Source organism: Stygiolobus sp. CP850M, assembly GCF_037389425.1.
Taxonomy (GTDB): Archaea; Thermoproteota; Thermoprotei_A; order Sulfolobales; family Sulfolobaceae; genus Stygiolobus.
The window spans coordinates 16922-42746 of record NZ_JBBHKR010000043.1; the positions used below are offsets into that span (position 1 = coordinate 16922).

Genomic DNA, 25825 nt, shown 5'->3' on the forward strand with positions numbered 1-25825 from the left:
AGAAAAATGTCACAAGACTATTTATTATCACGTGTCGAGGAAAGGCTTAGTTACTTCAACATAAAAATTGCACACGTATATACAGAAACAGCTCTAGAGCCCGACTTGGGAAGCGAAGTAGAACAATTAACTTACTTAGACACCCAACTAATAGAAGAACTGAAGAAAAAAGGAATAAAGAAACTTTACAAATTTCAAGAGGAAGCGATAAAAAAGATCCTAGAGGGAAAGAGTATCTTAATTATTTCTGGGACTGGAACGGGTAAAACCGAATCTTTCCTTATCCCAGCGTTACAGTTCGCACTAAACGGTAAGCGAAGCGTCTTTATCTACCCTACAAAGGCGTTAGCGAGAGACCAACTAGATAGGATTATGAAGTTTTCAAAAGACTTGGGAATTAATGTAGGGGTATTCGACGGAGACACTACCGATAAAGAGAGGGACAAGATGTATACAGACCCTCCTGATATACTAATTACAAACCCAGACATGATACACATTGGACTTTCCTTGAGTTATAGGTTTAGAAGCTTGGTAAGAGGTGCGGACTTGCTCGTATTCGACGAGGTACATGCTTACGAAGGGGTATTAGGAGCACATATAAGGATGATAAGCGATAGGTTGAGAGAGTTCGGCGATATTCAGATTGTAAGTTCTAGCGGGACTATTGACGCTTCTCCATATCTGTTTTCTGAGTTGTTTGGGATAGAAGGGGAAATAGTAAAGGGAACCCTCAGGAGAAAGGGGGTAGCGATCCACGCTTTACTTAACATAGGTTCAGCAAGCAGGTGGACGATCTCAGCATTCTTAGCTTCATTTCTAATAAAAGAAGGATTAAAGGTTTTAGTTTTTACAGATTCCCAACAAATGGCTGAGCTGGTCGCAAAGATAGCGTCTAGGTTCGGTGCTGACATAATGGTTCACAGGGCTGGAATCAGTAAGGAGGAAAGGAGAGCTGTAGAGGACGGAATCAAGAAGGGAAGAATTAAGGGAATTGTAGCTACTTCCACGTTGGAGTTAGGAATAGATATAGGAGACCTTGATGCTGTTATTATGGCACAAAATCCTCCCAGTTACACAAAATACTTGCAGAGAGCTGGTAGGGCAGGTAGAAGAAACAGAATAGGTTACATTTTTACCTTACTTGGTGATGACCCGATAGACTCCTATTACTTGAGAAGACCTAAAGAGTTCTTCGAGAGAAAATTAATACCACTCACTTTCGACCCTACAAATATCGAAGTACTGAAAGTCCACGCGGCAGCATATCTACTCGAGAAGGGTAAATTATCAGTGAGCTCCATACCGTCTAACTGGCTTAAAGCGTTCAAACTATTGGAAAGGGAGGGTGTATTGATAATTAAAGGAGAGGTTATTTTACCTACCCAAAGGCTTCTTCCCTTCGTGAGATCTTCACGTATAAGGACTACCGGACCTATCATAAGAATCTACGACGAGAGCGGAAAAGCTATCGGAGAGAGAGAATTACCGGTCGCATTATTCGACCTTTATCCAAGAGCGATCTACTTAATTTCCAAGCATAACTATGTAGTAGAGTCAATTGATTTAGATAAGCTCAAGGCTGTGGTTAAAAGAGTAAGAGATGACTTAGACTATTATACTAAGCCTATCTATTCTTCTCACCTAATGTCCATCGAGACTCTTGAGGAACGGAAAGTATACGGTTTACCCGTAAAGTACGGGAATGTAAGGATCATGGAAATAGTTGAGGGCTACGCCATCTACGACCTAATGGGAAGGAAGGATAAACCTAGAGAGGAGATCTATTATAAGGAACCTATAACTTTCACTTACGAGACTAAAGGACTACTAATAAAACACCCTATCCTACCAGAATTCAATGAAATTGACGCCATGGAAGCATTCCACGCAACAGAGCACGTTCTGATATCAGCTGCTAAAGTCGTAGCTGGAGCTGGTATGACGGACTTATCGGGAATAAGTTACCCTAGTGGTCACGTAGTCATTTACGACTCTGTAGTTGGAGGAAGTGGTGTAGCTAAGCTACTATTCGAAAGGCTAGAAGAGGCGTACTCAGTGGCTAAAGATATTACGGGTAGTTGCGATTGCGAGGACGGTTGTCCTAAATGCATTTACAGCCCGTTTTGCGGAAACAACAATAAGGTTTTATCGAGGAGGAAGTCCTTTAGGTTAATAAAGACGATAACTGAAGAAAGCTTAGAGGAGAAAAACGACGAATTATTCGGAAAACCTATTGCCTAACTAGACAAGTTAGAAACCCTTGCAACAACGGATGGATGAGTAGAAAATATATTAGAAGACTTATCTCCGTATCTTAGGAGAAGACTCCTCATCTCGTTAACTCCCACAACTTTACTTGCCAACTTGTCAGCTTGTAGTTCTAATTTCCTTTGTACATACCTTTGTATTAATAAACTACTCATTAGGAAAATCACGAGAAGGGGAAATTGGTTTAAAATGCCTAGTATAGTCCCTCCTGTGACTGTTACTACTAACAAAACCCTATTTATTAAGTAATGCCTCAACTCCATGTGTGCGAGTTCATGCGCTAGTACCGCTCTTATCTCATTTGGAGCTATTTCTAGAATTTTAGACGTTATTACTAGCTTATCTTTACCTAAGATAAACGCGTTTATCAGGTCGGAGTTTTTTACATACACCTTAATTCCACTAACAGTAAATACGTACTTGGAACCCAGTAACGGTAATCTCTCTGACAATAATAACAGAGGGAGTAAAGCGAAAATAATCATTTTTAACCTTTGATCCGCGGTATTACTATTAATATTTTTACATATATGAAAATTTCAGAATTATGTTGCAACTTGACTAAATCTAAACGATGGGTTTAATATCTCTTTTACGATAGCATCATTAATGAAGGCTGTAGTCCTCGAAAACGGAAAAGCTGTAATAAAAGAACTACCGAAACCTACGATAAAGGAGAAGGGAGACGTCATAGTAGAGATGAAAGCTTGCGGTCTTTGCGGGACAGACGTGGAAAAAATATGCGGGCAATACACCGCTTCCCAGCCCATTTTGGGACACGAACCTTCAGGAATAATAGAGGAATCTTCCGTAGATTTTTTACGTAAGGGACAGAGGGTTTTTGCACATCACCACGTCCCTTGTTATGAATGTTACTATTGCACGCACGGAAGCCCCACCATGTGCCCCTATTACAGAAAGACAAACCTCGATCCCGGTGGATTTGCAGAGTTCTTCAGAGTCCCTGCATGGAACGTAGTAAGGGGGGGAATATTAGTCTTACCAGATAATGTGAGCTTTGATGAAGGGGCGTTTATAGAGCCGTTAGCTACAGTGGTAAGGGCTCAGAACAGAGTAAGGATTAACAAGGGAGATAGCGTACTGGTGATAGGAGCGGGACCCATGGGATTACTTCACGTAATGATGGCTAAGGCACAAGGGGCAGGAACAGTGATAGCTTCTGACATAAGCGATTATAGAGTCGAGTATGCAAGTAAAGTGGGGGCAGATTATTCACTAAATTCTAGGAAAGGTGATGTGGTCTCTGAAGTCAAGAAGTTGACTGACGGAAGAGGTGCTGACATCGCTATAATAGCCTCTGGAGCACCTCAGGCCATACTTACCGGTCTCTTTGCCGTAAGAAAAGGGGGATACGTACTACTCTTCGGTGTTCCTTATAAGGGGACGGTTCTGAATTACGATATAAGTGAATTGTTAAACAGCGAGATCTCAATAATATCAAGTAACGCAGCAGTAGAAGAGGATACGAAGAAAGCGTTAGAGTTAATAGCCCAAAAGAAAGTTGATGTGACGAAACTGATCACTCATAGATTACCACTTGATCAGTTCAACGAGGCCGTAAGGATAGCTAAAGAGGGCGAGGCCGTAAAGATAATAATATACGATTGAGATAATCAAGAGATAAAGAGACAAAGTCAACTTGAACAATTTAAGAGCCCTTTTTAGATCGTTCTCAGTAGGCAAGTTACCCTTTCCCACTGTATAATGTCCGGGTTTCTCTAGTTTTACGCCCAGGATTATTGCGGCTGCTGTTATTGGATATTTGGCATTAATACTCTCTATTTCACTTCTTCTGATTTCCTTAAAAACTCCATTGACTTTGATCCCCATGAGATACGCCGAGATAACCATGAATAGAGACGTAAGTCTGGCAGGTATGTAGTTGAGCAATGTATCGACCTTAGCTGAGAACCAACCTTGTTTAATCAGTTCAGGCGTTTTATATCCAACCATAGAATCCATAGTATTAGAAAGTCGCTGTAACAATGCACCCGGGAATCCCAGAAAAAGAAACCAGAATAGGGGAGAAGTTATTCCATCTACAAGGCTTTCAAATAGGGACTCTATCGCGGCTGAAATAACGTGTCCGTCATCGAGCTCGTATACATTTCTTCTTACTAACTGCTGTGTATATTTTCTGGACTCCTCGTTGACTGGAGCTGACTTTTTGACAAGTGTGTAGAGCATTTTAATAGAAAAAGTAGTCTTTAAGAAGATTATAGCCAAAATTAACTTTACACTCGGTATTGGAATTAAAAAAACCAAGGAAAGCATAACAAGTATTGGCATTACTGATACGAACCAAAGTAAAATTCCGTAAGCTTTACCTTTATAAGGAACGATTAATCTTTCAGAAATTTTTCCACTCCATACTACGGGATGAAGCCAAAGGGGCGGTTCACCTAGTGCAAGATCAAGAGCAATTGCAAGATAGAGAATTGGCAACAAATCTTCTCCGCAACTAATAAGTAAATGGGAAAAGATAAAGTTATAACGAAACCCACGTAATCACCAGAAGACCCTTTCAGTGTCCTCTTACACAGAACGAAGAAGAAGACTGTCAATAATAAATAAGCAAGGAGTAGAGGTAAAGAGGAAAAGAGTAAAGCCTCTAATTGAATGAGTATAAACTTCCACCATTTACCGTTTAACTTATCGTAAAAGACCTTAGCTAAAAAGCTGCCTTCAATTGGTGGTAATAACGCTAAAATGGATATAGCAGACGCTCTACTTAGGACTTCTGCTGATAAAAGGGTAAAAACAGAAAGTTTTAGGTTTAATGTGGCTACTACAAAGATTGTCACATAAACTAAAAGAAGACCTATTGCTCCGGATCCAGTTTGAACGTCATGTAACACCTTGAGTTTCTTTTGGTAGTCTTTAACCATTAGAGCATCGCCGTAATCCAAGAGCCCGTCAAGATGATGAAAACCCCTTATTATCTCTACAAAGGGTATCAGGAGAAGGAACGCCGTATTTCCCAAAAAGAAATGGGAAATGTAGAGAAATATAAAGTCCAGAATACCAGTGAATGCCCCTACAATTAGTGGTGCGGTAAATGAAAACCCCGCGATCTCTTCCAAGGGAGCTGAAATAGAAGGGATAATTGTGAAAAAGGAAAGTTGAGCCAGAATCGCCTTAAATACCTTCATCCTGATTATCTGATAAGTATGGCTATTATAATTGCTTCTACGATGAGTGACTCGGGAAAATCTACTATAACCGCAGGTCTAGTAAGACTGTTTTCCGCTATCCCTTTTAAAGCCCAAAATATGTCATTGAACAGTTATCCTACATTAGACTACGGGGAAATAGCATTTATTCAAGCTTACCAAGCTATAGGCTCTGGATTAAGTCCCAAACGATATATGAACCCCATCCTCCTGAAACCGGACGGGAGAGGAATAGAAATAGTTTTTATGGGCCAACCTTTGGGTAGCTTCTCCGCGTCCTATTATTACGAACATTTTCTACCTAAAGCTTGGATTCAAGTGAAGGAGTTAGTTAGGGATGAGATGGTAATTGAATCCGCAGGGGGCATCGAACCAAACTTTGTCGAAAAGGACATAACTGCTGTAAAACTTTCGAAAGAACTACAGATCCCAATTATATTAACCTTAGATATAGATAGAGGAGGAGCTTTTACCTCAGCATTAGGGGCTTATCTGACTTTACCTCAAGAAGTAAGAAAAAAGGTTAAGGGGTTCATTATAAACAAGTTCAGAGGGGAAGAAAAATACCTCGAACCTGCTATAAAGTGGTTGGAAGAAAAAACTGGAATGAGGTATTTGGGCTACCTCCCGTTATTTGATGAGCCCCTTATAATGCCTGAGGATTCTATGAACGTCCGAAATTTAGGTGAAGGAGAACTCGATGTTGTGATAGTATCTTATCCCTATATGAGTAATTTCAACGAATTCTACGCACTTAAGGACTCAAACGCGACAGTTAGGTTCATTAAAAGACCATCTGAAATTGCTAAAAGTGATTTAGTAATTTTACCGGGGAGTAAAAACACGTTAGAAAGCTTAAAGTATCTAGTGGATAAAGGCTTCGTCGAAGTCCTCAAGAAAAAACAAGTCCTTGGAATTTGCGGTGGATTTCAGATCATGGGAAGGAAGCTGAAAGACCCATATAACGTGGAGATTAGCGAAGGAGAGGTAAATGGGCTCGGACTACTTGATGTGGAAACGATTTATGAGAGGGATAAGATCGTATCTTTATCAGAAACCGACTTGTCGGTAAACGGTTACGAAATAAGAAGGGGCAGAATCAAGTATTTGGACTATGGAAAACCCTTGTTTATTATAACTAAAAGGGGTTTGAAGGAGGTAAATATACCGGACGGAGCTGAAAAAGATAATTACTTAGGTTACAGCATACACGGGTCGATGTTCTCAGAGGGGGGTAAAAAGCTCCTTAGGGAAAAATTCGGCGTAAAAATTAACACGAAAAGTTTCGAAGACGCAGTAAAAGACGAGGTCGAAAAATTGACTATTGTCATGAAAAAATACTTACATTTTGACGAAATAAGGGATATTTACTTAGGCAAGTAAATAAATAGTAGGTTTTAATAGGAAGTATTTTACTCATTTATATAAATGCTGTTTGATCCTGTCAAGTTCATTGAGGAAGTAAAACCACAATTAGAACAAATAGTAGATGGAAAAACTATAGCTGCTGTAAGTGGCGGAGTCGACAGTACCACTGCAGCTGCATTGGCCTATAGAATTCTTGGCGATAAGGTTATTCCCGTAATGATAGATACCGGATTCCTAAGAGAGAAAGAAGCGGAAAAGGTAAAGTTGATGGTGGAAAACCTTATGCCTTTACAGGTAGTTGATGTGAGCGAAAACTTCATATCTGAACTAGAAGGAATGTCAGACGCTGAGGAGAAGAGGAAAAAATTTAGACAACTTTTCTATAATACATTATCAGAACTTGTTAAGAAGTACAATGCTAAATACTTAATCCAAGGTACCATTGCAGCCGACTGGGTGGAAACCCAAGGAGGAATAAAAACGCAACACAACGTCCTAGTTCAATTGGGTATAGACACTGAAAGAATGTGGGGATTTAAAATAGTTGAACCTTTAGCCGACTTGTATAAAAATGAAGTGAGAGACCTAGCTAGGTATTTAGGGTTACCTAAGGAAATTTATAACAGACAACCGTTCCCAGGTCCAGGTTTGTTAGTGAGAGTAGTAGGGAAAGTTACGAGAGAAAAGCTAGAATTAGTGAGGAAAGCAACAAAGGTAGTAGAGAAGTACTTAGATAGCATGGATTACTCTCAATATTTTGCAGTTATTTTTGAATCGACTTCGAGTTACGAACCTGAAATGTCTAAAGGAGTTGGTTGCGACGTATATACCTACACCAGTAAAGCTACCGGAGTAAAGGGAGATGTAAGGGCTTATGGTAGAATAGCCAAAGTTGAGTGTAATAATAAGGATTATGAAAAATTGAGAAGGGTTATGGAAAAAATTACCTCATACGATATAACTCACGTTACAGTAAAAGTAGGTGAGGGTTATCCTGAGGGGAAGTACACTATAGGCATAAGGGCGGTTTTAACACAAGATTTTATGACTGCAGAATTTGCAAAAATTGACTGGGAGCTCCTCGAGAAGATAGCATCTGAAATCTCTTCACTTAGCAAGAATATAAAAGAAGTGGTTTATGACATAACTACTAAGCCTCCTGCTACAATAGAATTTGAATAATACCTTTTTGATAAAAAACTTTTATTTTAGCTTATGAATTTGTCCAGCATTTTAATTCTTTTTGCAGGATGAGGATGGTCACTGAATATATCACTAAGTCTACTTACTTTCTGCATCTTCCATAGCTGTACCAGTTCCTCTACGTCTGATGAGCTTATCTCAGGCCTTTCCAAAGAGGAGAAGAATAGCATCTTACCTACACTGCCTCCTGCTGTTTTCTTAGCCTTTTCTAATACTCTTGGGTCAGTATATAATACGATTTTAGCCAATGCTGTTTGAAGGTTCCTAGCTCCTTGAGGAATTGTTAAAGCTGCGTTCACATCCGCATAAGATTCCCTCATCCTATTTAGGAAAAGGACTAGAAAATTGAAAAGGTAACTCAGAGCGATCATTACAATACCTATTAGGAATAGAGAACCTCCATTATTATTCCTCCCATTTCCTCCTCCTAAAATTCCGCTCCACCACAGAGAGTAACCGAGCCAGTAAAGTAGCGTTGGTATCAGACCTACGGCAAGTAAGAGCTCAGTGTCCCTATGCTTAAGATGACCAAGTTCATGCCCCACTACAGCCTTAATTTCTTCAGGAGTTAATATTTTAAGTAACGGCAAAGTCACCGCAACGTTCTTACCGTAAAGCGGACTGCTGAACGCAAATGCATTCGGAAAAGGAACATCTGCAATGTAAACTTTAGGAATGGATATCCTATTGTAGATAGAAACCTCTTGTACTATATTATATAGCCAATTATAATTAGGGTCTGATGGAGTAACCTCGTGTAATTTGTAGAGTGATTTTATGAGAAGGGGGCTAAAAAGCCACTGTAATAATGTGATGGCTGTAAGAACTGATAGTGCTCCAGTCATTATGTAAGGAAATTCTCCAAATCCTAAGAAATAGCCTAAAATCCCAAGAAGTAGTAGAAAACCTAATACTACTGTACCAATTACTGCAGTTATCATCCCTAATCTAAACTTTGTTAACTCTTTTATCATACGTTTATTATCCGTCTAATCTTTTAAAAACCTTATGCAAAAATGAGATCCCTTACGGATATTATGAAAATAAAGTGCGAAAATTTTCTATAGAATATCATAGTTCTTATCTAAACTTATAATCATTTAAATTTATCATTAAAGACATTTAACTGAGAGTTAAGCTGAGAAGCTTTATTAATCTCTATAGAGATAGAGATTATTATGGCAGAGGAAATTGTAAGAGAATATATGAAAAGTTCAGTTATCACAGTTGATAAGAACACTATTCTTTATGAAATCGCAAAGATAATGACTGAAAAGAATATAGGATCTGTCATCGTGGTCGAAAACGGTAAACCAGTAGGCATTATTACTGAACGTGATATTGTAAGGGCAATAGGTAAAGGAAAAAAGCTAGACACAAAAGCTGAGGAGTTCATGACCGCTTCCCTGATAACAATTAAGGAAGATTCACCAGTTACTGGAGCATTAGCATTAATGAGACAATTTAACATAAGACATTTACCGGTAGTAAACGACAAGGGCGAGCTTACCGGTATAATTTCCATACGTGATATAGCTAGAGCTGTAGATGATATGTTTGAAAATCTTGAATAATTTTTCTCTTATATTTAACATTTTATCAAAAATCTAATAATGAAAATGTCTTGACGTTTTAATTAACAGTGCAAGGTTTTTTAAACTAAATGTGAAATTTTTACCTATGATACCCGCTTTTACCTTTCCGACATTAGCTTATATAGGCTCGGGCTTGGCAGCTACTACAATAATACTGGGCGGAATAGTAGAGGGATATGGTTACGGTCTGTCCTTAGGTACTAATTGGCCTTACACCAGAGATATTATGTCAGTAGCAATAAAAGGAGATCCTGAAGCTATACACAGGATTTCAGCAACATTAGTAGGTTTGATCTCCCTCACATTATTGGTCCTAGATTTTAACATGATAACTCTAATAGGCTTCGTCAGCGTCATATTTACGGCACTTCTAGGCATGGCAACCTTGTATGTGCTTGCTGGAAAATTACCGTCTATATTTCAAGGACTCCATGACATAGCAGCTTACACGACGTTTGTAAGTTATCTCTTATTAGCTACCCAATTTCCAGCTTCACAATTCATAAGCTTCCTAGAAGATGCTATAATACCACCTCACTTTCTATATTTCGTCATATTCATGGGAGGAGTAGTCACCGGCACTAGAAGAATGAGATTAAGTATCGGAGATGTCAGAAGGCCTAAGAATAAACTTCAGTGGGCTTGGGCTATACACGGTATTGCCGCATTAATATTCTTCGTAGCCCTGATTTACCTCCAGATGTGGATAGCTTTAGTATTTGGAGTTGCTGAAGCCATTATAGGAATATTAACCTATAAGGCTATAAATAAGAACCCTGAAAAACCTGGAATTTTAATAGGGCTTCACCAGCTATTCTCACTGGCTGTAGTAGTTGCATTACTTTTCACATGAACTTTTACATAACGAGATATATAGTTTTTCCCATTCTTATTGTTTTTAAGCAAGAATTAAAAAAATTAGATACAAGATCGATCAGTCGAGGTGCACTTCTTCATCGATTCCGAGTTGTGAAATTCATCATTAACTTATATCTTTAAGTTCGACCCCAGTTTTAACATCAGCTGTTATCCCGTAGTACTTGTAAAGAAGTTGAGCTACTATTTCATATAACATTTCATTAACATGCGTTCTGTTAGACCTTAGAGACGCTGATGTAAACCTCCACGGTCTCCCTTGTAGGACCTTGGCAATTAATAACATTTCTTCTTCCGGAGTTAAGCTCCAATTCCTTCTGGCATCCCAAAAATACTTGAGAGTTAACATGTGAATTCCGTCAGCTGAAGACTCGTAAGGGCTAACTCCTTGTATGAAGGCCACAGCTTTGTCTATATAGATCTTGTTTATATCTACGTCTTTATGAGCCCTTGTCCCATAGATTACTAGTCTAGCAACTTCAGGATCCATTCCGAAATATACGTCATGGATAGTATTCAGCAATTTATCCTTCAAAATGTAGGACGCAATTTCAACCACTTTCTCAGCTACTTCGGTTAAAGGATACATAACAACTACAGGGAAATCGCCAAGTTTTTCATTTCTCTTAGGCGATACATGCACTATTCTAAAGCCGTTCTTGATCCAGAAATTTATTACTTTTACATCACCCATGAAAGCTGAGCCTATCCAGTCCAATCCATGAGATTGCCCGCTTTCTATTACCATCTTTAGCATTTCACTACCGAAACCTTTACCCTGAAGTTCCTGCATTATAGCTATTCTAACTATTCTCCAACCTTTCATCCTTCCAAATTCTTTCAACCTAGCGTGTTTAATGAGCCTATCAGGGATGAGGTCACCATCGAATGTAACCCCCTTTAGGGCTGACTCTATCATTTCCTCTGAGAGCCCTCCTTCCTCAGCAATTTGGACTACTCCTATGGGTATTCCATCGGAAGTATTCAACGATACTAATCTATGGTGTAGTCCGTCTCCCATTATCATCAGGTCGTTAGGGTTATTTCTATAATGAGCAGTAACTAGAATACCGTATACTTGTCTTAACTTCTCGTCATCAGCAAATAACTCTTCTTGGTTTAACGTTTCGAACTGAAGCACAGTAAACTTATCTTTTTCCGGTTCTTTAGGCTCAGCATCTAACAAGAGAGCATCGTATAACCACTTCTCTATGGGATCTCCCTCACTGTATCTTAGCGGTCTTCTCATCTCCTGCCAGTAAACGGTAGACTTCCTTTGCTTTAGGACTCTAGTTAAATATCTGAGAAATGCCTTTCCAGATCCTTCATACCCGTGAACAGTAGTAACTAAAACCACTTTCCTCCATATCTTAAGTGCTGAATCTATAATCCCTACGCCAACCGCAGCAGCTTCATCGACTACCAATATGTCTCCTTCTGTCTCAAGTATCGCCTCAGGTGCTTCAAAGAAAACTCTAAAGAATTCTCCCTCTATCGAGTTAAGAAAACCCAAGTTAGACCTTTTCTCTCTATGCTTTATACCTAGTACTTCCAAACCTTTCTTTAAAAATTCCATCGTCTGAGAAGTACTCGAAATCGAGGGAGCGGTTATAACTATTTTAAGCTTTTTCCCTCTTTCTCTCTCTGCGATTCTATAAAGGTAGCCAGCTAAACCTAAACCTGTCACTGCACTTTTTCCCCTCCCTCTGGATGCTGTAATTACTAAAACTCTTCTGTTGGATCCTCTAAGGTTTACAAATGAGTCTAAGACCTTATTTTGATCAGGGCTCAAGCACAAGCTATGAAGTGCCTCGGGCATTATTGGATTAGGCGGTATGAGTGGTCTAGGCTTATCTCCGATTTTACCCTTAAACGGTTTCGCATTATAAACCGAGTTAACGATTGTAAATATACCTTCATGCTCCTCCAATTTTCTCTTGAATCTTTTCTCGTAAACATCCCTGACTTTTCCGTTCTTAATAAGTGAATTTCTGAAAAGTTTCCCTTCTGTCAAGGAATTAGTATAAAGAATTATTATACCTCCTCCTCTAACTAAATCCACCAACCTTCCTATATAATTTGGTTCGAAGTTGTCCACTAGATCTAGAATCACAACATCAAATGTCGCTCCCAAATACCTCTCTGAAGCTGAGTAATCAATATCTACAAAATTTTTACATAGCGATCTCATCTCTTTCATTCTGTCTTTAGCTCCCTTAACCCAAGGGTGAAATGCATAAGCAACTTGAGCTTCAGGATTTATCGACAAGTAAAGCAATAGAACTTCTTTAACCAAATCGAGGTATTTCTCAGCGTCTTCAATATAAACAAGGTTTCTGTAATACCTCTCCCTACTGTCCTCTATAGACTCCTTAAGGAGTTGAAAGAACTGCTCTTTTTCCACGGCGGTTAAATGTTATATTTCTTCCTTAAAGCTTCTTCTACATCTACACCTAGAAGATTTGCTACAGAAACTGTCCAAGCAATAACGTCAGCAATTTCTTCCTCTATTGCATCTCTATTTCCGCTTAATAATGCCTCAGCCAACTCTCCTACCTCCTCAACTAACCATGTAAAAGTACCATAAGTACCTCTCAGCTTGTCTTTCTCAAAGTACATTTCCTTCATTTTTTCTTGAACGTACTTAATTTCCAAGACCTATTTCCCTCCTAATGAGTTTTAGATCTTCTTTGTCTATCTTTATTTTAAAATTCATCTCCTCCCTAAACTGCTCATCTACAAAATACACAACTACTTCACCATTCTTTTGAGTTACAGCCTCAACAAACTCCTTATCAACAGAATACTCTAATGTAAGGGGATTTTCGGGATCGTCTTTAATTATATGCCTTAAAACCACACTTCCGCTCTCCCTATCCACTTCAAGGTCTATCTCTACATCCAAACGTCTAGGTACATCTTTACTCATACATATGACTACGTTTTCATAACACACTATACAAACTCCTTCGTTAAGTTGTTTCTTTATTTCCTCAGGCAAATCCATTTCAATATTAACCTATTGTCTTATTTTCCTCATTTAAAAAAATTAAATATAACATGAAAACAGCTCTCGGAGAAAAAATTGTTTCAACTCAAAATTATATAGCAACACATGTAGGGGTTAAGATTCTAGAGCAAGGTGGTAACGCCTTTGATGCAGCTATCGGCATTAGTGCTGTCTTATCGGTCGTTATGCCCCATACCAGCGGATTAGGAGGTGACGGTTTCCTCTTAGCTAAAACCCCTGAAGGGATAATAGCTTATAACGCGTCAGGTTGGTCTCCTAAAAGACTTAACGTCGAAAAGATACCCTCAGTTAGGGATCCTTCTACAGTAGTAATACCAGGTTTAGTTGACCTATGGGATTTTGTATACAGACGATATATGACGATGGACTTATCAGAGGTCTTACGACCCGCAATATCTTTAGCTGCTAATGGGTTTTACGTGGGAAGAGAGTTAGCTAAAGTTATATCAAAATCAAATAATATGCCGAGAAGTTGGAGCGAAATTTTTGAAGGAAAAAGAATGGGAGATATTTTAAAACTCAACGAACTTAGTGGAGTGTTAAAGATAATATCAAAAGACCCAAGAGATTTCTACGAGAGTAAACTCACAGACGAGATAGTGGAGGGTTTAAACTCTCAGGGTGTAAATGTTGAACTGTCTGACTTCGTTGACTTTAGAGGGAAAGTTGTAAAGCCCTTAAAGTCCTCATATAGAGGTTACACTCTTTACGAATTACCTCCTAATAGCCAAGGGATTACTACACTTGAGTCATTAAAAATGGCTGAAATTCAAGAAACGTGGAAGTTAAGATTTGATGACCCTAAAAGAGTTAAAGAACTCGTTAATATCTTCATATTAGCTTATGAAGATAGAAACAAGTTCGTTACGGATCCGAGGTTCTACTATCCTGAAGAAGACTTATTATCTGAAGAAAGATTGAAAAGAAGACTTTCCAGTTACTCGTTATCAGGAATGGAAATGAACACAAAAGACACCACTTTCTTTGCAGTTTCGGATGGTGAAAATGAAGTCGGGTTCATACAGAGCTTGTTCTTTCCATTTGGCTCTGGAATAACAGTCAAAAATATTGTGTTCAACAACAGAGGTTACGGATTCACTGAAGGGCACAACAAACCTGAGCCTAGAAAGAGGCCCCTTCACACACTCTCTATTCTTAGGGCTGAGAAAGACGATGAAAGTTTAATAATAGGTTGTGCTGGGGGTGACTTAAGACCGCAAATCCACACGCAGGTATTGCAATATTATGTAGACTACGGATTGGAAATTGATGATGCTGTGTATTATCCGCGGTTCGCATTCTTAGGAGACAGAATAGCTCATGAAAAAAGAATTAACCTACCATTTCAAGAGCTTGACTTCTTTACTAACGAAGTAGGGGTAGTGCAAGCCCTGAAGAGAAAAAAAGACATATATATAGGTGTAGCTGACCCCAGAAGCGAGGGAATAGCCTTACCTGCTAACTAACTTGGAAGGATTTAAGCCGAGTTCTTTAAATGCTAATATTACAGCGCCTAGTTCTGGGGATCTAGTTCCTATATCCCCAGAAATATTGTATAGAGAAAGATAGCTTTTGAAAACTGACAAATAGATTGGCGACTTAAACATTCCACCCTTTAGATAAACCTTGTCTACCCTCAGTTTCTTAGCAAGAGTCACTGCCTGATGAGCTAGGATTTCTGCACCTTGTTTTAGGATAGATATCGCTACATGATCTCCTTCCTTAGCTGCTTTATCTACTGCCTCCGCAACCGATGACACTATGTCTATATGGCAGCTACTCGTGTATGCCCAAAGAACCAAATCGTCAAGATCTCTTACCCCGATTTTCGATGTCACGTAGTCAAAAAGAGGGGTTTTGTCTTCTAATCCGTCCATCATACGCATTATCTTTCTTAATGCTTCTCTTGATACCCAATACGCAGACCCATCATCTGATAAGAACCAACCTCTTCCACCCAGTCTGTAAAAATCCTTTCCATCATATCCTTCTACTACACTTCCAGTCCCTGCAATTACTACAACGCCTGGTTGTCCTAGGGTTTCAGCAAATAATGCTATAACACCATCGTGCTTTATAATTACTTTCTTAGCTATGTTCATAGCTAAGGGTGAAAAGTTCTCCCAGTCATACCTAGAGTCAAGACCGGCTACGCCCATTGTAACAACGTCCGGCTCTTTACCCTGGGTGGATTGGTAGATTGATTCTTTAATGTGGGCAATAGCCTTGGATAAACCTACGTTGTGATAATTTCCTGAGCCAGAATTTCCTTCACCTATTAGATTACCTTCCTCGTCATAAGCTACTGCCTTAGTCTTAGTACCTCCAGCATCGACTCCTACTATTATCATTAGAAATAATCTTATTATACGTTATTCATAAAGATTATGTAAATGAAGGTTCTAATACTAGGAATAGATGGATATCTGGGTTGGCCATTAGCCTTACGATTAGCTAGAAGGGGTCATGAAGTCATAGGTATAGATAATCTTTTCACAAGAAAGTTCTCACAAGAGGTAGGGGCAGATTCCGCTTTTCCGTTGCCCGAGCCTGAAGAAAGAGTTAAAGAAGCGAAGAAACATCTTGGCATCGATATAACATTTTATAAAGGAGACGTCACGGACTATCCTTTCCTTAAGGAAATAGTTAGTAAACATAAGCCTGACGCTATTGTTCATTTCGCCGAGCAGAGGTCGGCCCCATACTCGATGATAGATATGGATCACTCAGTTTTTACCGTAATTAACAATGAGATCGGAACCCTTAGGGTTATTCAGGCGATTTTCGAAGTAGACCCTACTATACATCTCCTTAAAATGGGAACAATGGGCGAGTACGGTACGCCTTCATTTAACATACCAGAAAGTATATACGTGGACGCCATAGTGAACGGAATGAAAGACAGAATAATAGTTCCTAGAAAAGGAGGTTCAATATATCACATTACTAAGATACACGATACTGACTTTATCCTTTACTTTAACGAGATCAGTGGAGAACTTACCGTAACAGATATAATGCAGGGACCAGTATACGGTACAAGGACTGAAGAGATAATAGAAGAGACATTAAGGACACGTTTTGACTTCGATGAAGTTTGGGGGACTGTTGTAAACAGATTTTGTGTAGAAGCCATAATAGGGCAACCACTAACAGTTTACGGGAAAGGAGGTCAAACCAGAGGTTTCCTGTCTCTTGAAGATAGTATGCAAGCTTTAACACTACTTCTGGAACATCCTCCTAAACAAGGAGAATATAGGCTCGTTAACCAGTTTGCTGAGGTTTACTCTGTTAGTCAGATTGCTCAGATTGTGAAAAAAGCAGGAGAGGAACTTGGCTTAAATGTTCAGATAGGCAACTATCCTAATCCCAGAGTAGAGGCTGAAGAGCATTACTATAACCCAGAGATCAAAATCCTTCCGTCACTAGGTTTCTATCCTAAGAAGAGGTTACCTGAAGAAGTTAAAATTATGATAAAAGACTTACTACCTTACAAAGAAAGGTTAGAGAGATATAGACACGTAATTCCTCCTAAAACTAAGTGGAAGAAGTAAAAGTCCTACTCAACGCCTCATAATAACTTGTTGGATCTCCTACGTTAAGCCACTTCTCATCTTTTAGTAGTATTCCGTAAACTTCTCCACCATCATTAATAACTCCCTGAATTCCGTAAGTTAATTCCAGTTCTTTTCCCTCTTCAACGGTAATAGACTTCAACGCCCTGAACACTTTAGGAGTTAAAATATATACAGCTGATATAGCTATATTAGACTTAGGGTTTTCTGGCTTTTCTTCTGCTTCTAATACTTTGAATAACTTGTGATTCATGTATATACCTTTATCTTGTACAGTAACAACTCCATATCTCTTAGGATTCTTAACCTCTCTCAGTAAGAGAACAACTTCAGGTCTAATCTCACTGAAAAGTGAAGTAGCCTCCTTATACCCTCCAGTTAATACACCGTCATCTGCGTGAACGAAAAAGGGATCAGGACCAGCAAAATCTTCGGCCTTTAAAACTGCATCCCCGAAACCCTTAGGCTCCTTTTGAAATACAAAAGTCACCTCCCTCTCGAATAAGTAATCCATCAGTAGTTTACCATGTTTACCAACTACTATACAGAATTTCTCTACACTAGCAGCGTGAAGAGAATCCATTATTAAGTCTATTATAGGTCTCATAACTATTTTTCCATCCTCGGCTTTAAATAAAGGTAATAATGCTTTGGGTAAAACCGAGGTTATATATTTCATTCTACTACCTTTACCTGCTGCTGTAATTACAGCTTTCTTAACTGACATTAGAAGGACTCCCAGGATTGTCTTGTTTTACAAAATTATTAACTTTCTCCGACCTCCTCGTAGAGATCCATCTATAGAATTTAAAAATTGAGACTGGGACATAAACATTTATTATTGCGGCGAAGTCAGTAACATAAAAACTAAACAACGTATGATTACCTAGAATATATACAACACAAAACGATAGCCATATTGCCCATGCAGATATCGTAAGTATAATACTTTTCAGGTCTCGTATTATGAACGCGAGGGGTGTAGTAACCACCCACGCCCACATTATAAATGGATTAGTACTCGCGTAGAAGTTATAGCCAGCGTAAAAGGGATGTATATCCAAAAACCAATCCCAGGGAGTCGATATCTGGTCTATAGCTGTAAGAGATATATGCCCGTTTGTAGCATCCCAGCCTAGCATATATAAAAAGGAATTATGAATCCACCCCGATATACCATCGAAATAAATCATTATGGGAATTGATAGTATTGCAAATACAGTAGCTGGAATTCCCATGCTGTATACGGCCCTCTGTATAGGACTTTTCTTAAATTCTCCAATATAGTAGAGAAAGGGAAAGATTAGAGGAAACGCACTTTCCTTAGATGCAAATGCTAAACCTAAAGTAATAGAGGCTAGTAATAGATTATCACTGAGCAAAAAGTAAATGGATAATAATATGAAGAAGCTTACGTAAATATCTAGCATTGCTATACCATGCAGTAACCATAAATTAGGGGATAGTATTATTAGCATAGCGGCTACTAGACCCGCTATATTGCCTAACTCTCCTCCTACAAGTTTCCTAGCTAATAAGAAGCCGACTATAATCATTAAGTCACCTATTATCCAACTTCCTAGTCTCCATGCTAAAGGTTTATAACCAAACAAGCCTATGAAAATCGCCATTATATACTTCGCTAAAGGAGGATGTTCGGGGTTAATATAAGTCTGAATGTTAGACTCCTGAGGATAAGGATAATACATAGGAGGAGTTATGTGAAATATAAACTTCAGGATATTATAAGCAGCAGAAGGATACCACACTTCATCTCCAACATAACCGTTAATCGGGGCAAAGGTGATTACGGTAAAATACGTATACAAAAAGATCATTACCGCTAAGGCGATTTCTGATAGCAACTTAGATTTCTTTATAATAAACTCTTTTAGCATTAAGCAAAATGTCTATTTTAACATTTTTAAGATTTCTCCAAGATCTTTGTTATCATGAACTAGGTAGGAAATTGCTCGAGCTAGTTTATCAGGATTATCAGATTGCCACAAGTTCCTTCCTACAGTAATTCCTTTAGCCCCCGCATCTAATGCTTCCTTTAACATTTTCAAGAATTCCTCATCAGAATTAGTTTTTGGACCTCCCCTTATAAGGATTGGCGCAAAAGCATAACTTACTACCTCCCTAAAAGATTCCTTGCTCCCCGTATAGTCCACTTTCAGTATATCGGCACCTATCTCTGATGCTAGTCTCGTCACATATTTTACCAACTCAGGCTCTTTTATAGAGTCAGGGTTATCCGGTGCAACAAATAAAGGCTCAATTATAAATGGCAGCCCGTAGTCATTAGACTCTCTCCTCAGAGCCGCCAAATAATCGACATTTACACCCTCAACTTGATCTTCACCGTATCCTACAACTAAGTAAGTCACTACAGCATCTGCTCCCGCCTCTATAGCGTCCCTAATAGTATAAACAGCTGAATAATAACCACTTTCATATTTTCTGTATTTTTGTCTCCAAACGTTAGCAGTATCAAGCCTTGCTATCAACATCGGAGAAGATCTCGAGAAAAAGTTCTCCTTAAGGATCCTTACCATAGCTGGCGTCATTTGAAGAGCGTCAGGTCCTTTATCCGATATTTTTCTCACGGTCTCCGCAATTCTTTCCAAGCCTTTTAGGGGACCCATAACAAGACCGTGATCTAACGCTACCACAAAAGCTCTGTTCTTCTCGAAGAGCTTTCTCATCCTAATTTCAAGACCGGTCATAGCACTTAATTAAATTCTCGACATAAGAATTTTTCTTATCTCCCTAAGGGAAGCTTTAACTAAATAACGGGCATAAGGGTTGAACAGATAAAGTAATCCTATGAACATAAATGTCGAAATCACGGCATTCAGCAACATCCACTCATAACTCACGTTTTTCGATAATTCCAACATAGCCAAAACCACTATCACCATCGCCGAAACTGAGGACGTAATTTCCTTGTAGGGAACGCTGAAGTTATATAATCTTTTGCTTAATTTGTATGAGGAAAATAGCATCCAGAGGGAGTTTATAAGAAGACCTATCGTCATCATAGCCGAGATCTCGTAAGGTTTAGTTCCTTTGAATAAGTATACAAGAGCTGTTGACACCGCAATTCCAATTATTGAAAACGTAAGATTCGATTTATTTAATGATGCCGTATATCCCTTAAATGAAAGATCGTCATCGACTCCCATACTTTTATCGATCATGAACACGGAATAGTAAAAGATCGTGTATAGATTCCTTGCGAAATTAGATATTGACAGGAGTACGATGGTATAGATAGACATAACATACTCAGGTCTTATATGATACAGAAGTGCATGAGCCTCGACAATAGTAAAGACCATAAAAAGCGCAGATGTAACAAAGTAAAGCTTTAATGAGGTCTCTACAACATCTTTAGATTTAGTTTCGCCTAGTTTTGCTATCAGACCGTCGTAAACTGATTGTGACCATCCTACAATATTTGCTATAATTAAGGCTGATTCAAAATAAGATACTATTTCGGCATCTCTAGTAATTATTAAAGCCAACCAAACTAATGATGCCTCCACTATTAACTGGATGTAATAAATAATAGTAATTAGTGACTTCTTTATTATAACCAATGTCGTTTTAAGATCTATTTTTAAGTTAGCATCAACGTATGAAATGTTATATAAAGTTTGTGCAACATATCCTATAACGTATGCTAGTGCTACTCCTATAATTGTCAAGTGCAAAAAGTAAAAAGCTAGAATTACGAAGCCAAGCCTAGAGATTTGAAACAAACTATAGCCTATACCTATTGCTATAGGTTTCCTACCTCTTGCTATAGCTATGACCACTTTATTAACATAGAACGTAATAATTACTAGAGAAGAAATTAAGAAAGCAAAAGGATCATAATACCCTAATGTAGACATGAAATAAGGAATAAGAAGAATATAGACTGCTGTTGCTATAATACCAGATACTAAATTTACTATTATTGCTCCACCAACCGGTCTATTTTCAGCAGTATATCTTGATGTTAGAAGGGAAAATATATCAGACGGAATTGTAAAATAGCCCGTCACTAAAACAAATATTGATTGCCATGTAGCGAAGAGCAGTACTCCGTTCCTTAGACTACTTAAATAGTGGGCTACTAAATACATGAAAACGAATGATAAAGGTGACATAAATAACCTCAGACTTAAGTTGACCAGCCCAGTATAAACCAGTCTTACTCTACCTTTCTCGGTATTCCCTTGTTTTTCCATTCGAAATCAATTTGTTTAGCTCACAATATAAAATGTTTTCAACACTTTATTATTAGTAATATTATGATATTCACAACAGACCCCCAGTTAGTCTTTATGCTAGCTAATCATATTGCCTAAAGTACCTCCAGTTAATTCTTTAATCACATAATATTTATTTAGGTTTAATGAGTGCTAAGGACATCTTGTGGAGACTGATAGATAACGATATACCTCTTTCTGATGACGATTTTAGAACATATTTATTAAAAGACGGTACAATCACGGAAGAAGACCTTAAGGTATGGAATGAGGCGGTAAAAAAGGTCAAGGAGGCTTACAAAAAACTAACTGCTACAGATATCGCAGTAAAATTACTTAATGAATCCTTAAACCTATTAAATTCCATAAATCCTAAGAAGCCTTTTCCACCTGACACTAAAGTCAGATTTGAGGAAGTTAAGCAAAATATAAAGAAAGTAATAGAAGAACTAGGGAAATAACAATAGGAATAATTTAGTTTTATTTAACTTTTGACAAAAAAAGTCTCTTATCAATTCCCAAATAATATCAAATTTTTTTAATTCCCCTATAAGCTAACTAAACATTTCTTCAACGTATTGTCTTATAAGCTTTGCTGATCCGGGAGGGATGAAAATTAGATAATTTTAAAAATAGTTTAGGACAGTAAAGCTTATAGGGAAGTCTTATGGGCCTTTCTAAGGCAAGTCTATCGATTAGAGAAGCTTACGGTCAAGCTATGGCAGTTACAGCACCATTGGGTAGTGTAGTTTCCACAACTACTGCTGCAATAGCGTATGCTGGACAAGCAGTAGTATTTGCGACAATCCTCGCTTTAATAGGAAGCGCATTATGGGTTTATACACTCACTAGATATTCAACCCAGTTAGCTTCAGCTGGTGGTTTCTACACATATGGAGCGGCAGCGTGGAGACGAAAAACAGTAGCTTATTATGAAGCTATATTTGAGGTAATAGCTTACTCTAGTCTAAACGCAGTTAATGCTTTAACTATATATCTCGTTCTTGACATAATTCTCCAACTATTAAACATAACTTTACCTCCTTACGCGCTAGGTTTGGCAATATTTGTGGGTTTAGCTTATCCTACAATAGCCTCATATCTTATTCACATCAGAAGGTTACTAAGTTATATTGTTAGTGTGAGTGCGACATTAGAGGTCATTTTCCTTTACGCTCTCTTTGCCTACGCAATAGCTACGAAAGGATTTAATCCTGCATATTTCATTCCCGCTCCAGGTACTTCGTTCGGCACAATAGGAACCGCAATGATATTATCTATTGTAAGTATATCTGGAGCTGGGGCTGCTACTTATCTGGGAGAAGAAACTAAGACACCCAGAAAGAACATAACAGCCGGTATATGGTTAGCCTTGATACTAGGAGGAGGAGCAATATTAGCTGGAACTTATGGTTTGGTAGCATTATGGAACGGCTCTTTTTCTTCACTATCAAATTATCCTCAGCCACTTTTATACGAACTCTTCAGATTCGGACTACCTATTGTTATGCTTGGACTTGCGTTGTCAGTAAACAGCTTGCTAGCATCTAACATAGGAACAACTGTAGGAGCAGCTAGAGTACTATTCAACTTAGCTAGAGAAAAAGTAATGCCTAAAGTTTTCGAAAAAGTCAATAAAGAAAATGAACCTATTGTCGCAATAATGATCGTTGGGCTGATATCAGCCTTATTCACATTAATCCCGTTGGTTGTTACAGGTTCACCAGAAAACGCGTTCACCGAAATAAGTGTTATATCAAGTATATTCTGGCTAAGCGGAAGGATAATTGACGGTCTTGGTGTCCCTCTTCTATACTGGTTCATAGGAAGACTAAATATAGCTACAGCTGTTATTCCGGTGGTCTCATCTTTGATTAACTTGATCGGCATAGGTCTATCAGTTCAGGTACCTGATACATTCCAAACAACAACACTAATAACTATCCTATCGGTAGCAACACTATGGTATATCTTAAAAGGTAGATACGGTAAGCCTGGAACGTTGGTAGTAGATGATAATAACGAATTGATGACAATCGATGAGTACTTAAAGAGATACAAACAAACTGCAAGAATAGCTTAAGGTTTTTCTGAGGAAAATATTAATTTTTCGACTTTTATTCCATCTATAATAAGACTCCTTAAACCTTTAAAATACACTTAATACAAATCATATAGTATGTCAAACGAACAACAAAAAGTGGAAGAACAAGAGAACATTTTCGAATTGCTTGAAAAAGCTAAGGACATATTCAAGCAGTATGGAACATTCTTAGGAGAGTTTAAAGCACAAAAAGTTGTATTCATAGGTGACACACACGGTGCAATTGATATTACTAAATACGCCTTTGACAACTTTTACGATAAAGTAGATCTAATGGTATTCCTAGGCGATTATGTAGATAGATACCCGCCTCTAGGTGTTGAAAATTTACAACTTATATTAGAAAAAATGGTTCAAACGGATGGTAAAAAGGTTCTGGTTTTACGCGGAAATCACGAGAGCCCAATTACAAACTATTATTACGGCTTCTATGATGAAGTGAAGCAAAAGTTTGGTGACGAGAATGTGTACGAAAAATTCAAAGACTTCTTCTCTTACATGCCTTACGCAGCCGTAGTTAACGGATATTTTTGTGTTCATGGAGGTTTACCGTCTAAAGTCGATAGTGACGGAAATCTAGTCTTAGGTATTAATAGCGTAGATGATATTAAAAAATTGCCTTACCCAGATACTGAACCTTCGGATACTATAGCAATGCAGTTGCTTTGGAATGATCCAAGAGAAGGATTAGAAGAGCTCACATTTGTGCCAAACATAAGAGGTGAGGGAATTTACTACTTCGGGAAAAAAGTAGTGGACCAGTTCCTGTCACAAACAGGTCTTAAGGGGATTATAAGAGGGCACGAGGCTGTAGACGGATTTAGGATCGATATAGATAAAAAGATAATAACAGTGTTCTCTAGCGTATACCACGGTCAGTCTGCGGGAATATTGTATATAAATGGAGATGAAATAAAAAGAATATTTATAGGTCAGGATAAAACAATTTATGAACTAAACGGACTGTAAAAGAAATGAAAAATCAGTTTTAGCTTAAAAACATTTTTAGCTGAAATGCTTTGTTGATCTCTTCAATTTATTTCATAAGCATGATATGATACACTGAGAATTTTTCAGTAATTAATATTTATTTCAACGTTATTCGCAAGCTTACACTCTAATACCCGGAGCTCTACCAACTAAGGAATTAGCCAAGCGGAGCATCCGTGCATAAGCCCAGAACTTGAGCTTAGCCTCAACCACTTGTCCCAAAAAGCTTGTAGCCCTGACGGATTCCCCAAAAGTACGCTTCACAGCTGAGAATAAGGATTCAATTCTCCACCTAACACCGTAACCCTTTTCCTCCCTCCAACGATTATAGCCCAATCTCTTGAACTCCCTTACGGTCTTTCTCCTAGTAGGATGGCCACGCCTAGTAGAAGCGTTCTTCCTAGGTGGGACAACGACCTCAACCCCGGTCTTGTAAACCTCATTGGCATCATAAGCTTTATCTCCGTAAAATTTCTTGACTTTCTTTCCCTTGTCTTGTAAATCCTTAACTGTCTTAACTGCTGTCTCAACCTCGTTGGTGGTTACTTCGGCGTTTATTATGTTGAATTGGTCTTTATCCATTACTATTTCGATCTTGAGGAATTTTGAGTCCTTGGTTTTACCCCACTTTGCTATGATGTATTGTCCTCCCTTGTTTGTGCTTATTCCCGTTGCGTCTGCTATTACTTCCAGCTCGTCGTTTGCTTCTGGGAATTTTATGTTCATGTTTCTTACTCTTTCCCATATTGTTGAGTAGTCCAGGCTTGTTGGGATGATTTTCAGTCTCTCTAGTGCTCTCAATACTCCTTCTATGGCCCTATAAGGTAAGAACAAGTGGAGGAATGCTAGGAATTCGTTGAACTCCTTTGGTGCCTTGTAGGTTTTCTTTGCATGTCTATTCTCCTCTGCTAGTAAATCCCACCAGTGTTCGAAGACGTAGAAGGGGAACATTAGCTTGTATCTCATTATAACGTTCTCGTCGTACTTGTGCCAATCCCTCTTGTACTTACTCTTTCCCATGAGTAATACTCGTAATTATTTTTTATAAATTTTTGTATAATTCTGAAGTAGCCCACAAAGCATAGCTGAAATGCTTCCATGTACCTTTCACTACCCAAACTGGTTCATCTACAACATCCAATTCTCTAGGCTCTACTTGCATACTCTCGATCGCTTTTTCATTTATAGAGACACCTATTCCAGGTTTCTCAGGAATTTTTACATGTCCGTTATCAACCTTAGTCTCATCATATATTATATCTCTCTTCCACTGAGGGAACCAATCGTAAAAGTTTTCCAGTAAATACAAGTTTTTAACAGTTGCACTTAACTGTAAGGAATAAGCGTTTTGGACAG

At 38.4% G+C, this 25825-nt stretch carries 25 protein-coding genes; 11 read left to right on the plus strand and 14 right to left on the minus strand.

Annotation, left to right across the window (positions count from 1 at the left end):
- The first annotated feature begins 6 nt into the window (after positions 1–6).
- Entirely contained in the window at positions 7–2244 is a 2238-nt protein-coding gene (locus tag WIW89_RS03760; protein ID WP_337719809.1) for a DEAD/DEAH box helicase, read from the plus strand.
- Here WIW89_RS03760 and WIW89_RS03765 read toward each other — a convergent pair.
- Positions 2241–2723 carry a M48 family metallopeptidase gene (locus WIW89_RS03765; protein ID WP_337719810.1) on the minus strand — a complete coding sequence of 161 codons (483 nt, stop codon included), beginning with the start codon at positions 2721–2723 and terminating at the stop codon, positions 2241–2243. The two genes, WIW89_RS03760 and WIW89_RS03765, sit on opposite strands and share 4 nt — an antisense overlap.
- A 157-nt stretch (positions 2724–2880) precedes the next feature.
- On the opposite strand from WIW89_RS03765, the gene WIW89_RS03770 reads away from it, so the two are divergent.
- Complete coding sequence (locus WIW89_RS03770) at positions 2881–3900, plus strand: zinc-dependent dehydrogenase (RefSeq protein ID WP_337719811.1); 1020 nt, start codon at positions 2881–2883, stop codon at positions 3898–3900.
- Here the strand turns inward: WIW89_RS03770 and WIW89_RS03775 are convergent.
- Positions 3823–4740: a cobalamin biosynthesis protein gene (locus tag WIW89_RS03775; RefSeq protein WP_337719812.1), complete on the minus strand. Its 918-nt coding sequence runs from the start codon at positions 4738–4740 to the stop codon at positions 3823–3825. The two genes, WIW89_RS03770 and WIW89_RS03775, sit on opposite strands and share 78 nt — an antisense overlap.
- A complete protein-coding gene (locus tag WIW89_RS03780; protein WP_337719813.1) occupies positions 4695–5444 on the minus strand; it encodes an adenosylcobinamide-GDP ribazoletransferase in 750 nt (249 codons plus the stop codon). Before WIW89_RS03780 ends, WIW89_RS03775 begins: the two co-directional genes overlap by 46 nt.
- Before the next feature lie 18 nt (positions 5445–5462).
- On the opposite strand from WIW89_RS03780, the gene WIW89_RS03785 reads away from it, so the two are divergent.
- Together WIW89_RS03785 and WIW89_RS03790 are read left to right on the plus strand one after the other, a co-directional pair.
- Positions 5463–6848: a cobyric acid synthase gene (locus WIW89_RS03785; protein WP_337719814.1), complete on the plus strand. Its 1386-nt coding sequence runs from the start codon at positions 5463–5465 to the stop codon at positions 6846–6848.
- Between the two features lie 48 nt (positions 6849–6896).
- Positions 6897–8015, plus strand: a complete 1119-nt coding sequence (locus tag WIW89_RS03790; protein WP_337719824.1) for a GMP synthase (glutamine-hydrolyzing) — start codon at positions 6897–6899, stop codon at positions 8013–8015.
- Positions 8016–8041: 26 nt separating this feature from the next.
- On the opposite strand, the gene htpX is transcribed toward WIW89_RS03790, so the two are convergent.
- On the minus strand, positions 8042–9010 hold the full coding sequence (htpX, locus tag WIW89_RS03795) for a zinc metalloprotease HtpX (RefSeq protein ID WP_337719815.1): 969 nt from the start codon (positions 9008–9010) through the stop codon (positions 8042–8044).
- A gap of 204 nt (positions 9011–9214) precedes the next feature.
- On the opposite strand from htpX, the gene WIW89_RS03800 reads away from it, so the two are divergent.
- Together WIW89_RS03800 and WIW89_RS03805 are read left to right on the plus strand one after the other, a co-directional pair.
- On the plus strand, positions 9215–9610 hold the full coding sequence (locus WIW89_RS03800; RefSeq protein WP_337700154.1) for a CBS domain-containing protein: 396 nt from the start codon (positions 9215–9217) through the stop codon (positions 9608–9610).
- Between the two features lie 106 nt (positions 9611–9716).
- Positions 9717–10484, plus strand: coding sequence for a cytochrome C oxidase assembly protein (locus WIW89_RS03805; RefSeq protein WP_337719816.1), 768 nt, complete (start codon positions 9717–9719; stop codon positions 10482–10484).
- A 129-nt stretch (positions 10485–10613) separates the two neighbouring features.
- Here WIW89_RS03805 and WIW89_RS03810 read toward each other — a convergent pair whose 3' ends face one another.
- Genes WIW89_RS03810 through WIW89_RS03820 form a run of 3 tightly spaced genes read right to left on the minus strand, consistent with a single transcriptional unit; the run spans position 10614 to position 13514 of the window.
- Positions 10614–12911: a tRNA(Met) cytidine acetyltransferase TmcA gene (locus WIW89_RS03810; RefSeq protein ID WP_337719817.1), complete on the minus strand. Its 2298-nt coding sequence runs from the start codon at positions 12909–12911 to the stop codon at positions 10614–10616.
- A 5-nt stretch (positions 12912–12916) separates the two neighbouring features.
- The gene (locus WIW89_RS03815; protein ID WP_337708599.1) at positions 12917–13162 is read right to left on the minus strand and encodes a MazG nucleotide pyrophosphohydrolase domain-containing protein; all 246 of its coding nucleotides are present in this window, start codon (positions 13160–13162) and stop codon (positions 12917–12919) included.
- The gene (locus WIW89_RS03820; protein ID WP_337708600.1) at positions 13152–13514 is read right to left on the minus strand and encodes a hypothetical protein; all 363 of its coding nucleotides are present in this window, start codon (positions 13512–13514) and stop codon (positions 13152–13154) included. The genes WIW89_RS03815 and WIW89_RS03820 overlap by 11 nt, the downstream gene beginning before the upstream one ends.
- 53 nt (positions 13515–13567) lie before the next feature.
- On the opposite strand from WIW89_RS03820, the gene WIW89_RS03825 reads away from it, so the two are divergent.
- Positions 13568–15004, plus strand: coding sequence for a gamma-glutamyltransferase family protein (locus WIW89_RS03825; protein WP_337719818.1), 1437 nt, complete (start codon positions 13568–13570; stop codon positions 15002–15004).
- On the opposite strand, the gene WIW89_RS03830 is transcribed toward WIW89_RS03825, so the two are convergent.
- Entirely contained in the window at positions 14990–15889 is a 900-nt protein-coding gene (locus WIW89_RS03830) for a BadF/BadG/BcrA/BcrD ATPase family protein (protein WP_337700142.1), read from the minus strand. The two genes, WIW89_RS03825 and WIW89_RS03830, sit on opposite strands and share 15 nt — an antisense overlap.
- A 42-nt stretch (positions 15890–15931) precedes the next feature.
- Here WIW89_RS03830 and agl3 point away from each other — a divergent pair, with 42 nt between their 5' ends.
- Positions 15932–17092 carry a UDP-sulfoquinovose synthase gene (agl3, locus tag WIW89_RS03835; protein ID WP_337700141.1) on the plus strand — a complete coding sequence of 387 codons (1161 nt, stop codon included), beginning with the start codon at positions 15932–15934 and terminating at the stop codon, positions 17090–17092.
- On the opposite strand, the gene WIW89_RS03840 is transcribed toward agl3, so the two are convergent.
- The 4 genes from WIW89_RS03840 to WIW89_RS03855 are packed head-to-tail and all read right to left on the minus strand — an operon-like array spanning position 17076 to position 21354.
- Complete coding sequence (locus tag WIW89_RS03840) at positions 17076–17840, minus strand: nucleotidyltransferase family protein (RefSeq protein WP_337700139.1); 765 nt, start codon at positions 17838–17840, stop codon at positions 17076–17078. The genes agl3 and WIW89_RS03840 overlap by 17 nt on opposite strands.
- Complete coding sequence (locus WIW89_RS03845; protein WP_337719819.1) at positions 17830–19011, minus strand: glycosyltransferase family 39 protein; 1182 nt, start codon at positions 19009–19011, stop codon at positions 17830–17832. The genes WIW89_RS03840 and WIW89_RS03845 overlap by 11 nt, the downstream gene beginning before the upstream one ends.
- A gap of 12 nt (positions 19012–19023) precedes the next feature.
- Positions 19024–19842, minus strand: coding sequence for a class I fructose-bisphosphate aldolase (locus WIW89_RS03850; RefSeq protein WP_337700135.1), 819 nt, complete (start codon positions 19840–19842; stop codon positions 19024–19026).
- Positions 19843–19851: 9 nt separating this feature from the next.
- Complete coding sequence (locus WIW89_RS03855; protein ID WP_337700134.1) at positions 19852–21354, minus strand: hypothetical protein; 1503 nt, start codon at positions 21352–21354, stop codon at positions 19852–19854.
- 167 nt (positions 21355–21521) lie between these two features.
- Here WIW89_RS03855 and WIW89_RS03860 point away from each other — a divergent pair, with 167 nt between their 5' ends.
- The 3 genes from WIW89_RS03860 to WIW89_RS03870 all read left to right on the plus strand — a co-directional run bounded on the left by WIW89_RS03860 (position 21522) and on the right by WIW89_RS03870 (position 24448).
- Complete coding sequence (locus WIW89_RS03860) at positions 21522–21836, plus strand: hypothetical protein (RefSeq protein ID WP_337700132.1); 315 nt, start codon at positions 21522–21524, stop codon at positions 21834–21836.
- Positions 21837–22042: 206 nt separating this feature from the next.
- On the plus strand, positions 22043–23458 hold the full coding sequence (locus WIW89_RS03865) for an APC family permease (protein ID WP_337719820.1): 1416 nt from the start codon (positions 22043–22045) through the stop codon (positions 23456–23458).
- Positions 23459–23554: 96 nt separating this feature from the next.
- Positions 23555–24448 carry a metallophosphoesterase gene (locus WIW89_RS03870; RefSeq protein WP_337719821.1) on the plus strand — a complete coding sequence of 298 codons (894 nt, stop codon included), beginning with the start codon at positions 23555–23557 and terminating at the stop codon, positions 24446–24448.
- A 141-nt stretch (positions 24449–24589) separates the two neighbouring features.
- On the opposite strand, the gene WIW89_RS03875 is transcribed toward WIW89_RS03870, so the two are convergent.
- A complete protein-coding gene (locus WIW89_RS03875; protein ID WP_337719822.1) occupies positions 24590–25489 on the minus strand; it encodes an IS5 family transposase in 900 nt (299 codons plus the stop codon).
- Between the two features lie 22 nt (positions 25490–25511).
- A partial coding sequence (locus tag WIW89_RS03880; RefSeq protein WP_337719823.1) for an enolase C-terminal domain-like protein occupies positions 25512–25825 on the minus strand: 314 nt, incomplete at its 5' end.